Genomic DNA, 13,138 nt, shown 5'->3' with positions numbered 1-13,138 from the left:
TCGTGATCCGGCAGGGGGCGCCGATCGTCCCGGAGCTCCCTGCACAGGCTCACGGCGCCCAGGGTGGGCCGGTTCAACTTCTCTTTACTTCTTTCGTACCTCGTTGCCGGAAGTCATTGCTGACGAGCCGCGACGGCGGATAGCTTCGCCACTGCACCACCCGTCATGTACCTGCCGGACACCACCCGTGTCCCGGCACGTTCACGTTCCGGATGATGTGGAGACCCCATGGCTCATCTGCGTTCCAGACGCCGGCTCGCCCTCGCCGTACCGGTCGTGCTGTCGCTCACCGCCTCACTGGGCTTCCTGCCGGGTGCCGCGTCGGCCGCCCCGCGCACCACCACCGTGCGGGCCGCCACAGGCCCCGAACTCGCCTACGTCGTCAACACCAGGACGGACCGTCACACGATCTCCGCGGTTCAGCGGGCCATCGCTGCGGCCGGCGGCAGGGTCGTGGTGACGTACGACAGGATCGGCGTCATCGTCGTCCACTCCTCGAACCCGGCGTTCGCACAGGCCCTGCGCACGGTCCGCGGGGTGCAGTCCGCGGGCGCGACCCGGACCGCGCCGCTGACGGCCTCGGGAACGACGGACGAGGGCGCCGCGCAGTATCTGACGAAGGCCCAGGCGGCGAAGGCCGAGGGCGCCTCGGCCGCCGCGGGGGAGAGTGAGCCCCTCGAGGCCGACCAGTGGGACCTGCGCGCGATCGGCGCCGACCGGGCCGCGAAGATCGACCCGGGCAGCCGGAGCGTCACGGTCGCCGTCATCGACACGGGCGTCGACGACACCCACCCCGACCTCGCCCCGAACTTCTCCGCGTCGCAGTCCGCGAACTGCGTCGGCGGCAAGGCGGACACCTCCTACGGCGCCTGGCGCCCCGCGAACCCGGACCACTACCACGGCACCCACGTCGCCGGAGAGATCGCCGCGGCCCGCAACGGGATCGGCGTCGCCGGCGTCGCCCCGGGCGTCAGGGTCTCCGCCATCAAGGTCGCCGACCCGGTCAGCGAGCTCTTCTACCCCGAGAGCGTCGTCTGCGCGTTCGTGTTCGCCGCCGACCACGGCGTGGAGGTCACGAACAACAGCTACTACGTGGACCCGTGGCTGTACAACTGCATGGACGACCCCGACCAGCGGGCCATCGTCGACGCGGTCGACCGGGCCCAGCGGTACGCCCAGCGCAAGGGGACCCTCAACGTCGCCTCGGCGGGCAACTCCAACGACGACCTCGACTCCCACGCCCTCGTCGACGCCTCCAGTCCCGACGACTCGACCGCGGTCACCCGCACCGTCGACCCGCACGCGTGCTTCGACGTACCGACGCAGTTGCCGGGCGTCGTGACGGTCGGCGCGACCGGCGTCACCAAGGCCAAGTCGTACTACTCGAGCTACGGCGACGGCGTGATCGATGTCGTGGCGCCGGGCGGCGACAAGTTCCGGATCCCGGACACGCCGTCGAAGAACGGCCGCATCCTGTCCACGATGCCGAACGGCCAATACGGCTTCCTGCAGGGCACCTCCATGGCGTCCCCGCACGTCGCCGGCGTGGCGGCGCTGCTGAAGTCCGCGCACCCGTGGGCCGGCCCCGCCCGGCTCCGGGCGCTGCTGAAGGCCCAGGCGGACAACCCCGGCTGCCCCACGGCTCCCTACGACGGTGACGGCGACGGGGTCGTGGACGCTTCCTGTGTGGGCGGCAAGCGTGTGAACGGCTTCTACGGCTTCGGCATCGTCAACGCGCTGCGTGCGGTCAAGTAGCCGGTCGGAACCGCCCGTTGACGCACGGCCCGGATCGAACCGCTCGTAACGCGAACGGAATTGGAGACATCATGTCCGCACCTCTGAAGCGCTCCCGCCGTCTGGTCGCCCTTCCCCTCGGGATGGCGACGGCGACCGCCCTCGCCTTCCTGCCCAACGTCACCGCGTCCGCCGCGGAGACGGCCCCCAGAGCCACGGCGGCCGACGCCGTCCCGCTCAGCTATGTCGTCAACGTCCGCCCCGGGCACGGCGTCTCGTCGCATGTGAAGCGGGCCGTCGCCGAGGCGGGCGGCACGATCGTGGTCGCGTACGACAAGATCGGCGTGATCGTCGTCCACTCCTCGAACCCCGACTTCGCCAGGACCCTGCGCAGGGTGCCCGGAGTGCAGTCGGCTGGCGCCACCCGCAACGCGCCCCTTCCCGCGCAGTCGACCACCGATGTCGGAACGCCCAAGGTGCTCACCGCCGAGGAGGTGGCGGATGCCCGGGCGGCCGGCGGACAGGACCCGCTGGAGCCGTTGCAGTGGGACCTGCCCGCCATCAAGGCGGACAAGGCGCACGAGAAGACGCTCGGCAGCCGCGACGTCACCGTGGCCGTCATCGACACGGGGGTGGACGACACCCACCCGGACATAGCACCCAACTTCGACCGCGGCGCCTCGGTCAACTGCGTGTCCGGCAAGCCCGACACGGCCGACGGAGCCTGGCGGCCGAGCGCGGCGGAGAGCCCGCACGGCACGCATGTCGCCGGTGAGATCGCCGGCGCCAAGAACGGCGTCGGCATCACCGGTGTCGCGCCCGGCGTGAAGGTCGCCGGCATCAAGGTCGCCACGACGGCCGGCTACTTCTACACCGAGGCCGTGGTCTGCGGTTTCGTCTGGGCGGCCGAGCACCACGTGGACGTCACCAACAACAGCTACTACACCGACCCCTGGTACTTCAACTGCACCGGCGACCCGGACCAGAGGGCGCTCGTCGACGCCATCACCCGCGCCTCGCAGTACGCGGAGCGCAAGGGCACCGTCAATGTCGCTGCCGCCGGCAACGAGAGCTACGACCTGGACGCGCGCTCGATCACCGACCCGGTCTCCCCGAACGACGGCACGCCCGGCGACCGGGTGATCGACCCGCGCAAGTGCTTCGACATCCCGACCCAGCTGCCGGGCGTGGTCACCGTGTCCGCGACCGGCGCGAAGGGCATCAAGTCGTCGTTCTCCAACTACGGCCTCGGCGTCATCGACGTCGCAGCTCCCGGCGGCGACTCCACCGCCTACCAGACCCCCGCCCCGCCGGCCACCAGCGGTCTGATCCTCGGCCCGCTGCCCGGTGGCAAGTGGGGCTACATGGCGGGTACGTCGATGGCGACCCCGCACGTCGTGGGGGTGGCCGCCCTCATCAAGTCGACACACCCGCACGCACCCGCCGCCCTCGTCAAGGCGCTGCTGTACGCCGAGGCCGACGCCACGCCGTGCACGGACCCGTACGACATCGACTCGGACGGCAAGATCGACGCGGTGTGCAAGGGCCCGAAGAACCACAACGGGTTCTACGGGTGGGGCACCGTCAACGCGCTGAAGGCCGTGACCCGGTAGCCGTTCCGGTGTGAGGCCGCACAGGGAGGGGTCCGGCGGAGCCGGGCCCCTCCCCCTCATGTTGATCCGGTACACGGCGCATAGTGCCCTCATGACGGATATGGACGTGGCATGGGCGGCACTGGGCGGTGACCCCGCGCTGGTGCCGAAGGTCTCGGCCGTCGTGCGGGACGGGGGGCTGCCCTCGCGCCTGCCCGTGCGGGAGGTGGCACGGGCCTGTGTCGGGGTGTGTGCGCTGGCCGCCGCCGAGTGGGGGGCACGGCGGGCCGGACTGCCCTCCGTGCCCGAGGTGCGGGTCGACGACGGAGCGGTCGCCACCGCCTTCCACAGCGAACGGCACCTGCGGATCGACGGGCGGGAACCGGTCTCCTTCGCACCGCTCTCCCGTTTCTGGCGCACCGCGGACGGCTGGGTGCGCACACACGCGAACTATCCCCACCACCGGGAGAGACTGCTCGTCGCCCTCGGCCTGACGGCGGCGGCGTCCGCGGACAGCGTGGCCGCCGCGCTCGGCGAGCGCTCGGCCGTCGAGGTGGAGGAGAGCGTGTACGCGGCCGGAGGGCTCGCCGTCGCGCTGCGCACGCCCGAGGAATGGGCGGTCCACCGACAGGGACGCGCCCTCGCGGCGCACCCTCTGGTGGAGCGCGAACGGCTCGGCACGGCGCCCGTCCGGCCGCTCCTGCCGCTGCCCGGTGAACCCCTGCGCCCGGCGGCGGGCCTCCGCGTCCTGGACCTCACCCGGGTCATCGCGGGCCCGGTCGCCACCCGCACCCTGGCCCTGCTGGGCGCGGACGTACTGCGGATCGACAGCCCGCGGCTGCCCGAACTTCCCGACCAGCACGCCGACATGGACTTCGGAAAGCGGTCCGCCACGCTCGACCTGACGACGGCCGTGGACCGGCGGACCCTCGAGGAGTTGCTGGCGACGGCGGACGTGGTCGTCACGGGCTATCGGCCCGGGGCGCTGGACCGCTGGGGGCTCGCCGCCGAGGAACTGGCCGGGCGGCGGCCCGATCTCGTGGTGGCGCAGTTGTCCGCGTGGGGCGCGTACGGGCCGTGGGGTGAGCGGCGGGGCTTCGACAGTCTGGTCCAGGTCGCCACCGGGATCGCGGCGACCGAGGGCGCGGGCGAACGGCCCGGGGCGTTGCCCGCCCAGGCCCTGGACCACGGCACGGGGTATCTGCTGGCCGCGGCGGTGCTGAGGTCCCTCACCGAGCAGACGGAGGAGGGCGGGAGCCGCGTCGTACGGCTGGCGCTGGCCCGGACGGCGGCCTGGCTGACGGACGGGACCGCACGGAGGGCCGGGTCCGCACACGGTCCGTACGAGGGCCCGGACCCCTGGCTGGCCGAGACCACCGGCGCACCGGGCCGGCTGCGGTACGCCCTGCCGCCGATCCGGTTCGCGGGCGGACCTGTGGACTGGGCACGACCACCGGGACGGTGGGGCGGTGATCCGGCGCGATGGGCTCCGGTCGCCGACGGGGGCTGATCCGCGCACCGGGTCCGCTCCACCCGTGGCGTGATGCGCATCCGGGGCGGAACGGCGCTCTCCCAGTTGCTTTCGGGTGGTTGCCCGTTCTGTGGTGACTGGCGAAGATCGTGAGGTGAGTTCGAGCGGATCCACGGCCGGGACGGACGGCGATGCGGCGGACGCAGCCCGCACACCCTCCGCGGTCGCCCCGTCCCGCGGCCCCTCCGCCCGCCGGGCCGTCGCCCTGCTCGCCCTTGTGACGGCCGGCGCCCTGATCCCTTCCCTCGGTGCCCCGGCCGCGCTGCACGGCACGGGTGAGGCGGCCGCGCCGGGGGCCGGAGGCATCGGCCTGATACGTGCCGTGCTGTTCGCGGCGCTGTGCATACCCGCCGGCGAGTTCTACGTGGCCCGGCTCGTCCGCAGGGTGCCGGGCGCACCGGTCACGGACCTTCCACGCAGCCTGGCGCCCCGTGCGGCGGGCGCGGGCTTCGTCGCCGCGCTGGTGCTCGCCTCCGTCGTGGCCACCGGCAATCTGATCCCTCACCGGCTCTCCGAGATCGACCCGGGCGGGCTGTACCGCACCCGGGACGGCGCGCTGGCCCTTCTCGAGGTCAACGCGTTCCTCGCGGCGGGACTCTGCGCTCTCTCCCGCCGTCCCGCCTGCCGGCTGTTGCCGCCGGCCGCGGTGGCCGTCGCGGAGGCGCTGCGCGCCCACCCCGCGACGGAGCACTCCCCCGCGCTCGGCTCGGCCCTGACGCTCGTGCACCTTGTCTGCGCCTCCCTGTGGGCCGGCGGGCTGCTGCACGTCCTGCGCACAGTGCGGCACTGGCGCACGGCCCCCCGGGCGGGTGGCGCGCTGCTGGGCCTGTATGCGCGCGGGGCGGCCGTGCTGCTGGCCCTGATCACCGCCACGGGGCTGTGGAGCTCGCTGCGCCGCATGCCCGCGCACACGGTCCTCGACCAGCTGACCACGACGGCCTACGGCCGCACCCTGCTCGCCAAGGTGCTGCTCGTGGCCGTCGTCGCCCTGCTCGCGCTGACCGCGCGGATACGGCTGCGGCGCGCCGCCGATCCGCTCGCCGCCTGTGCCCCCGCCCGCGCCGAGGTGGCGGTGCTGGGTCTGGTCGTCGCCGTGTCGGGGCTGCTGACGGCGCTGCCGTCGCCGATCCGCTGGTCCTGATCAGCCGTGGGTGACAAGCACCTTGAGGGCCGTGCGCTCGTCCATCGCCCGGTAACCGTCGGGCACGCCCTCGAGGCCGACCCTCCGGTCGAAGACCGGCGAGGGGTCGATGGCGCCGTCGAGGATGTCGGGCAGCAGCTCCGGGATGTACGTGCGCACCGGGGCCACGCCGCCGCGCAGGGCGATGTTCCGGTCGAACATGACGCCGAGGTCGAGTCCGCTGCTGCTGCCGTGCGGGACGCCGACAAAACCGATGGCGCCGCCGTCCCGGGTGACGTTCACGGCGGTGCGCATCGACTGCTCGGTGCCGACGGCCTCGACGACGGCGTGCGCGCCCTGGCCGTGGGTGAGTTCGCGGACGGCCTCGACGGCCGCGTCCCCACGCTCCGCGACGACGTCCGTGGCCCCGAAGCGCCGCGCGATGTCCGTACGGACCTCATGGCGTCCGAGGGCGATGATCCGCTCGGCGCCGAGCCGCTTGGCGGCCAGGACGGCGCACAGTCCGACGGCCCCGTCACCGACCACGGCGACGGTGGCGCCGGGGCGGACTCCCGCACCGAGGGCGGCGTGGTGACCGGTGCCCAGCACGTCGGAGAGCGTCAGCAGCGCGGACAGCAGACGGCCGTCGGAGAGCGCCTCCTTCGGCAGCCGGACCAGGGTGGCGTCGGCGAAGGGCACGCGCACGGCCTCGCCCTGCCCGCCGTCGGAGCCGACCGAGCCCCAGAAGCCGCCGTGCTCGCAGGAGGTGGTGAGCCCCTCGCGGCAGTAGTCGCAGACGCCGTCGGACCACACGAAGGGCGCGACGACCAGGTCGCCGCGCCGGACGCCGGTCACCTCGGAGCCGGTCTCCTCGACCGTGCCGAGGAACTCGTGCCCGATGCGCTGCCCGGGCTTCCGGGACGACTCACCGCGGTACGCCCACAGGTCGCTGCCGCATATACAGGCCTGCACCACCCGCACGACCGCGTCGGTGGGCACCTGGACGACGGGGTCGGGCACGTCCTCCACCCGCATGTCGAAGGGGGCGTGGATGGTGGTGGCGCGCATGTGAGGGTCCTTCTCCTGCGAACGGTCCGTACGGGTGCTCAGGGGGTGGTCGAGCACACCTCACCGTACGTCGCCGTCGGCGCGCCTCTCGCCTAGGGGCCCAGGGCCGAAGCCGTCTGCGCAGTTCAGGAGCCCGCCGCGGGCTCTCGGGCGGCAGGCTCCTCGGCGGCCGGCGCCGCCGCGAGCGGCGCCGCGGCCGCCGGCTGCCAGCCCGGCCCGCGGAACATCCGCCCGGCCCGCTCGGCCCAGTTGCCCGCCGCTCTGACGTCCCTGGCGATGGCCGCGTACTCGTGGGTGGCGACCTTCAGCGGGTTGTAGGTGCCGATGTTCTTCGTCAGCCCGTACACGGGCCGCTCGGTCTCGGCGACGAACGAGCCGAACATCCGGTCCCACAGGATCAGGATGCCGCCGAAGTTGCGGTCCAGGTAACCGCCCTGGGAGGCATGGTGCACCCGGTGGTGCGACGGCGTGTTGAACACGAACTCGAACCACCGGGGCATTCTGTCGATCCGCTCGGTGTGGATCCAGAACTGGTAGACCAGGTTCACCGAGGAGCAGAACGCCAGCGCGGCCGGATGCACACCGGCCGCGATCAGTGGCAGGTAGAAGGGCCAGGAGGTGACGGACGTCCAGGGCTGGCGCAGTGCGGTGCTGAGGTTGAACTTCCGGCTCGAGTGGTGGACGACGTGACAGGCCCACAGGATCCGGATGACGTGGTGCCCGCGATGGGACCAGTAGTAGAAGAAGTCCTGCGCGAGGAGCATGAGGAGGACGGTCCACCACAGCAGGGGGACACGCAGCGGAGTGAGCGCGTAGACCGCAGCGTAGATCGCGACGATCGGCGTCTTCCACAGGAAGTCGAAGAAGAGACTGCCGAGTCCCATGCCGACGCTGGTCGCCGCGTCCTTGGCGGCATAGCCTTCCGCGTCCTCGTCGGGATGGATGCGTACGCTCACCATCTCGATCACGGTGAGCAGCACGAAGGCGGGTATCGACCACAGCACGACATCGGGCAGGTTCGGCATGGGTGCACCGTAGAACCGCGCACCGCCGACGGCCAGGGGTTGTTACCGACAAGTATCGCCGAGGCTGCGCAAACCGTCCGCCGGTGCCGCCGGCCACGGGCCCGGCACGGGCGGATCGCGCAAGCCGGCTTCCTCGCGTCCGGAGCGTCATGTGCTCGCCCCCCTCACACCCCCGCCGCCCCCAGCAGCGTCCCGGCGGCATAGGTGACCCCCATCGCCAGCGCCCCGCCCACCACGTTCCGCAGCACGGCCCGCCCCGGCGCGGCCGCGCCCAGACGGGCACTGGCCCAGCCGGTGACGACCAGGGCCGCGAGGACGGACAGCACCGTCACCCAGAGCCGCAGGGCGGCGGGAGGAAGCACGATCGCCAGCAGCGGCAGCAGCGCGCCCACCGTGAACGCCAGGAAGCTCGCCGACGCCGCGTGCCAGGGGTTGGTGAGCGCGTCGGGGTCGATGCCGAGCTCCACCCGGGCGTGGGCGCGCAGCGCGTCCCGCGCCGTCAGCTGGACCGCCGCCTCGCGGGCCACCTCCCGGGACAGACCCCGGTCCTCCAGCAGTTCCGTCAGCTCCTCCAGCTCGGCCTCCGGCTGTTCGCGCAGCTCCCGCCTCTCCATGGCCAGCGCCGCCTTCTCCGAGTCCCGTTGGGTCGACACCGATACGTACTCGCCGGCCGCCATCGACATCGACCCGGCCAGCAAACCGGCCAGACCGGCCGTCAGAAGGGTCGAGCGGGCCGTCGTCGCGCCGGCCACACCGACCACGAGCCCCGCCGTGGAGACGATGCCGTCGTTCGCGCCGAGGACCGCGGCCCGCAGCCAGTTCAGGCGGGAGCCGAGGGCGCCCGCGTGGGCCTCGTCGTGCGTGGGTTCCATCACACCGGGAGGATGGCACCTCCGGCACGGCCCGTGCCGCACCGACCCTCCCCGCGGGAACTCCCCGCTCGGCGCGTCCGCCTGAGACCGCGGCAGGGTCCCAGGGCCCGCGCGGACACCGGGCCGCCCTCGGCAGGGTCCGCGAACACGGCGTGCCGGAGCCCGTGTTCGTGCGCACCCGGAGAGCGCAGGTGCCCGCCACGCACACGGCGGGGCACGGACGACGACGCACGCCCGGCGAACTCACCCGGGGGCACACGGCGTTGTGCGCGCCCCCGGGCGGGCGCGGCGCGCACCGGCTGCCGGACGCGGGCGCGCTCGGGACTGTCGGTCACGCCCCGTATCCTCAGTGACCATGCTCGAAGACCGTACGACCACAGCGTTCCCGGCCCCTTGGCCGGCCGCGTATCCCGAGGGGTACGCGGTCGTGGACGTGGAGACCACCGGCCTGGCCCGGCACGACCGGATCATCTCGGCCGCCGTCTACCGGGTGGACGCACGCGGCGGGGTCGAGGACCACTGGTACACCCTGGTCAACCCGGAGCGCGACCCGGGCCCCGTGTGGATCCACGGCCTGACGAGCGAAGCGCTCGACGGCGCGCCGCTCTTCGGGGACATCGCGGACGAGTTCGCCGACCGGCTCGCCGGCCGGGTCCTCGTCGCGCACAACGCGGTCTTCGACTGGTCGATGATCGCCCGCGAGTACGCGCGTGCCGAGCGCGAGGCGCCGGTCCGTCAGCGGCTGTGCACCATCGCGCTCTCCAAGGAGCTGGGCCTGCCGCTGGCCAACCACAAGCTGGAGACGCTGGCAGCGCACTTCGGTGTCGTCCAGCAGCGGGCCCACCACGCGCTGGACGACGCGCGCGTGCTGGCCGAGGCGTTCCGGCCCAGTCTGCACGCCGCCGCGCGGGGCGGCGTGCGGCTGCCGCTGCTGGAGTGCCGCCCGCTCACCGAGTGGTCCGCCTCCCCGACGATCGGCAGGCAGTCCTCCGTGGGCTACCGGCCCGGCACATGGCGGCCCTCCCGCAAACGCCCCGCCTGCCCCTATCCCAATCCGGGACGTTACGAGGACGGCAAACGCCTCAAGCAGGGGATGCGGGTGGCGTTCTCCGGCGACACCTCGGTCGAGCGGGACCTGCTGGAGGACCGGGCCGTCGAGGCGGGACTGCATGTGGCCTCGAGCCTGTCCCGGCTCACCAGTCTGCTCGTCACCAACGACCCCGACTCGGGCACCTCCAAGACGGTCAAGGCCCGTCAGTACGGGACGCCGGTGGTGGACGAGGCCGCCTTCGGACAGCTGCTGCGGGACGTGGAACCCGCGGACCCGCAACCGGCGGGGAGAGCGGGGTCCCCGGCGCCGGAGCGGCGCTGACGGACGTACGGGTGATTGCCGGGCGAATCGCCTCGCGCCCGCTCGCCCGCGCGGCGGCGACGGCACACGCTGTGGCGCATGGCGAGATGTGAAGTTTGCGGCAACGACTACGGAATGACCTTCGAGGTGCACGCGCAGGGCGCGGTGCACGTCTTCGACTGCTTCTCCTGCGCCATCCACCGTATGGCGCCCATCTGCGAACACTGCCGTGTCCAGATCATCGGCCAGGGGGTCGAGGTCGACGGTCACTGGTACTGCGGAGCCCACTGCTCCCGCGCCGAGGGGAGGGTGGGGATCGTCGACAACGTGTGAGCCGGTACCCGCCTGAATGCACCCCACGACCGAGTTGTACGGTCGTGGGGTGTACCGCTTCCTGTTGACCCGCCAGTGGGTGATCCTCACCCTCGTGGCCCTCCTGCTCATCCCGACGATGATCAGGCTGGGTGTCTGGCAGCTTCACCGCCATGACCACAGGCAGGCGCTGAACAAGGTGATCGACGACTCGCTGGCGGCGCAGCCCGTGTCCGCGGAGTCCCTCACCTCGGTCGGCGGGACGGTCCGACACGAGGACCTCTACCGCCGGGTGACCGCGAAGGGCCGCTTCGACACGGCGCACGAACTGGTGGTGCGCCGCCGTACGAGCACGGACGACCAGGTCGGCTACCACGTCCTGACGCCGTTCCTGCTGGACAACGGCAGGACCCTGCTCGTCAACCGGGGCTGGATCCCCTCCCCCGGATCGCAGACCGCCTTCCCGAAGATCCCCGCGCCCGCCGGGGGCGAGATCACCGTCACCGGCCGGCTGATGCAGGACGAGACGACGGCCGCGAGCGGCATCAAGAACGTCAAGGGGCTGCCGGACCGCCAGATCATGCTGATCAACAGCGGGCAGATCGGCACGCTCCTGCGCGACGGTGGCGACGGCTCCGTCAAGGACGTGCTCGGCGGCTACATCGAACTGACCTCCCCCGCCCCCAAGGGCGGCAGCCCCGAGCTGATCCCGTCGCCCAAGGAGGACAGCAGCTGGATCGGCCTCGGCGACATCAACCTGCCGTACGCGGTCCAGTGGTGGCTGTTCGCGGCGGCGGTCCCCGTCGGCTGGGTGATCCTGGTCCGCCGTGAGGCCCGGGAGCGGGCGAGGCGAACCGAGGAGCGGCACGAGGAACCGGCACCCGCCGCGGTGGGCTGACCTCGACCCGGCGCCACCGGCCCGACCGAGCGCCCACCGTCCGCCGGAGGAACACGGTCCGGGCGACGGAAGGATGTGCGCGACGCACAAAACAGGGAAGACGGACAACCTGCGGGGCGGGCGCGGACGTCGGGGCTGGGCGACGCGCTCGTCCCGCGGCGCCGGTGCCGGGCGTTGGGACCGCCTCCGGTCCTCCGGCCGGTACGGCCCACGGGTACCGCACTCGCCCTCCCGGGTGACGAGACGGCAGGATAGGGGCCATGGATCTTGGACTGAAGGACCGTGTGTACGTCGTCACCGGCGCCACTCGCGGGCTGGGCAACGCGGCCGCGCGGGAACTCGTCGCCGACGGGGCGAAGGTGGTCGTCACCGGCCGCGACGAGAAGCGGACCGCCGATGCCGCCGCCGAACTGGGTGCCAACGCCGTGGGCGTGGCCGTCGACAACTCCGACTCCGGGGCGCCTGCCCGGCTGATCGCCACGGCCCGTGAGCACTTCGGCGGTTTCGACGGCGTCCTGATCAGCGTCGGCGGCCCGCCGCCGGGCCGGTTCGCCGACAACACGGACGAGCAGTGGACGGCCGCCTTCCAGTCGGTCTTCCTCGGTGCGGTACGACTGGCCCGCGCCGCCGCCGCGGAACTGCCCGAGGGCGGCGTCATCGGCTTCGTCCTGTCCGGCTCCGTGTACGAGCCCATCCAGGGCCTGACCATCTCCAACGGTCTGCGGCCCGGACTCGCGGGCTTCGCCAAGTCACTCGCGAACGATCTGGGCCCGCGCGGCATTCGCACCGTCGGGCTCCTCCCGGCCCGTATCGACACGGACCGGGTGCGCGAGCTGGACTCCCTCGCCGCCGATCCGGACGCGGCCCGGGCGGCCAACGAGTCCTCCATCCCGCTGCGCCGCTACGGCACCCCGGAGGAGTTCGGCCGCACGGCCGCGTTCCTGCTCTCACCGGCGGCGTCGTATCTGACCGGGATCATGGTTCCGGTGGACGGCGGGGCCCTGCACGGGTTCTGACCCATGGGCAGGGTCCCCGGACCCGTCCGCTCACGGCATCAACTCACGCGTGCCGCACGGTACTTTGCTCCCCGCAGCCGTACCTCGGTGGGCAGCGCGGCGAGTCCGGCCGACTCGCGGGCATGGGCCAGGGACCCGGTGGTGAGCCGGTGCAGCGCGTCTGCGGGATCCACGGACGGTTCGAGCAGGAGCCCTACCCGTGCCTGGGGCGCGCTGCGGCGTCCGGTCAGCAGCACCCGAGCCTCCTGGACGCCGTCCAGCCGCCCCGCGTCCTCGGCGAGGACACCCTCCAGGGCCCGCCCGCGCAGCAGGGCGCCCGCGCCGTCGCCGGTGTCGACGAGGACCTCGGCGAGCCGGCGCCGCCTCAGCACCGCCGACAGCCACCACACGGCGAGCAGCACGAGGACGGTGAGGGCGCCGATGACGGCCGGCCACCACCAGCCCTCCTCCCGCCACCGGGTCCGTTCGGCGTCGCTGAGCAGGACGTCGTGCGGCCCTTGGTGGATCCACCACGACGGCGGAGCAACCCCCAGGCCGACGGCGAGGACGGAACCGCCGAGAACGACGAGGCCGAGTCCGGCCAGTCCGATCAGTACACGGTTGACGATCCGCAGCACCG

12 protein-coding genes are annotated in these 13,138 nt (G+C 72.9%); 8 read left to right on the top strand and 4 right to left on the bottom strand.

Annotated elements, in window-relative coordinates:
- Nucleotides 1-228: 228 nt before the first annotated feature.
- From ACSHXN_RS31140 to ACSHXN_RS31125, 4 genes are all read left to right on the top strand, one after another.
- On the top strand, nucleotides 229-1,755 hold the full coding sequence (locus ACSHXN_RS31140; RefSeq protein WP_438304496.1) for a S8 family serine peptidase: 1,527 nt from the start codon (nucleotides 229-231) through the stop codon (nucleotides 1,753-1,755).
- A gap of 71 nt (nucleotides 1,756-1,826) precedes the next feature.
- Nucleotides 1,827-3,347, top strand: a complete 1,521-nt coding sequence (locus ACSHXN_RS31135) for a S8 family peptidase (RefSeq protein WP_355130642.1) — start codon at nucleotides 1,827-1,829, stop codon at nucleotides 3,345-3,347.
- Between the two features lie 91 nt (nucleotides 3,348-3,438).
- Entirely contained in the window at nucleotides 3,439-4,836 is a 1,398-nt protein-coding gene (locus ACSHXN_RS31130) for a CoA transferase (protein WP_356296074.1), read from the top strand.
- Between the two features lie 226 nt (nucleotides 4,837-5,062).
- Nucleotides 5,063-5,998 (top strand): CopD family protein, encoded by a 936-nt coding sequence (locus tag ACSHXN_RS31125; RefSeq protein ID WP_355130986.1) that lies wholly within the window; start codon nucleotides 5,063-5,065, stop codon nucleotides 5,996-5,998.
- Here the strand turns inward: ACSHXN_RS31125 and ACSHXN_RS31120 are convergent, their stop codons facing one another.
- From ACSHXN_RS31120 to ACSHXN_RS31110, 3 genes are all read right to left on the bottom strand, one after another.
- Complete coding sequence (locus ACSHXN_RS31120; protein ID WP_438304492.1) at nucleotides 5,999-7,045, bottom strand: zinc-dependent alcohol dehydrogenase family protein; 1,047 nt, start codon at nucleotides 7,043-7,045, stop codon at nucleotides 5,999-6,001.
- A 125-nt stretch (nucleotides 7,046-7,170) separates the two neighbouring features.
- On the bottom strand, nucleotides 7,171-8,070 hold the full coding sequence (locus ACSHXN_RS31115; protein WP_355130648.1) for a sterol desaturase family protein: 900 nt from the start codon (nucleotides 8,068-8,070) through the stop codon (nucleotides 7,171-7,173).
- A gap of 164 nt (nucleotides 8,071-8,234) precedes the next feature.
- Nucleotides 8,235-8,945 carry a VIT1/CCC1 transporter family protein gene (locus ACSHXN_RS31110; protein WP_356110975.1) on the bottom strand — a complete coding sequence of 237 codons (711 nt, stop codon included), beginning with the start codon at nucleotides 8,943-8,945 and terminating at the stop codon, nucleotides 8,235-8,237.
- A 352-nt stretch (nucleotides 8,946-9,297) separates the two neighbouring features.
- Between ACSHXN_RS31110 and ACSHXN_RS31105 the strand changes: the two genes are divergently transcribed.
- The 4 genes from ACSHXN_RS31105 (at nucleotide 9,298) to ACSHXN_RS31090 (ending at nucleotide 12,519) form a co-directional block, all read left to right on the top strand.
- On the top strand, nucleotides 9,298-10,314 hold the full coding sequence (locus ACSHXN_RS31105) for a DEDDh family exonuclease (protein ID WP_355130652.1): 1,017 nt from the start codon (nucleotides 9,298-9,300) through the stop codon (nucleotides 10,312-10,314).
- A 78-nt stretch (nucleotides 10,315-10,392) separates the two neighbouring features.
- Nucleotides 10,393-10,626 carry a hypothetical protein gene (locus tag ACSHXN_RS31100; RefSeq protein ID WP_079050429.1) on the top strand — a complete coding sequence of 78 codons (234 nt, stop codon included), beginning with the start codon at nucleotides 10,393-10,395 and terminating at the stop codon, nucleotides 10,624-10,626.
- 49 nt (nucleotides 10,627-10,675) lie between these two features.
- A complete protein-coding gene (locus tag ACSHXN_RS31095; protein WP_355130654.1) occupies nucleotides 10,676-11,503 on the top strand; it encodes an SURF1 family cytochrome oxidase biogenesis protein in 828 nt (275 codons plus the stop codon).
- A 260-nt stretch (nucleotides 11,504-11,763) separates the two neighbouring features.
- A complete protein-coding gene (locus tag ACSHXN_RS31090) occupies nucleotides 11,764-12,519 on the top strand; it encodes an SDR family oxidoreductase (protein ID WP_355130656.1) in 756 nt (251 codons plus the stop codon).
- 38 nt (nucleotides 12,520-12,557) lie between these two features.
- On the opposite strand, the gene amaP is transcribed toward ACSHXN_RS31090, so the two are convergent.
- The gene (amaP, locus tag ACSHXN_RS31085) at nucleotides 12,558-13,136 is read right to left on the bottom strand and encodes an alkaline shock response membrane anchor protein AmaP (RefSeq protein ID WP_355130658.1); all 579 of its coding nucleotides are present in this window, start codon (nucleotides 13,134-13,136) and stop codon (nucleotides 12,558-12,560) included.
- Nucleotides 13,137-13,138 lie beyond the last annotated feature (2 nt).

Origin of the sequence: Streptomyces sp. HUAS TT11 (assembly GCF_051553595.1) — a bacterium.
Taxonomy (GTDB): domain Bacteria; phylum Actinomycetota; class Actinomycetes; order Streptomycetales; family Streptomycetaceae; genus Streptomyces.
This window is presented reverse-complemented; position numbering and strand designations above follow the sequence as displayed.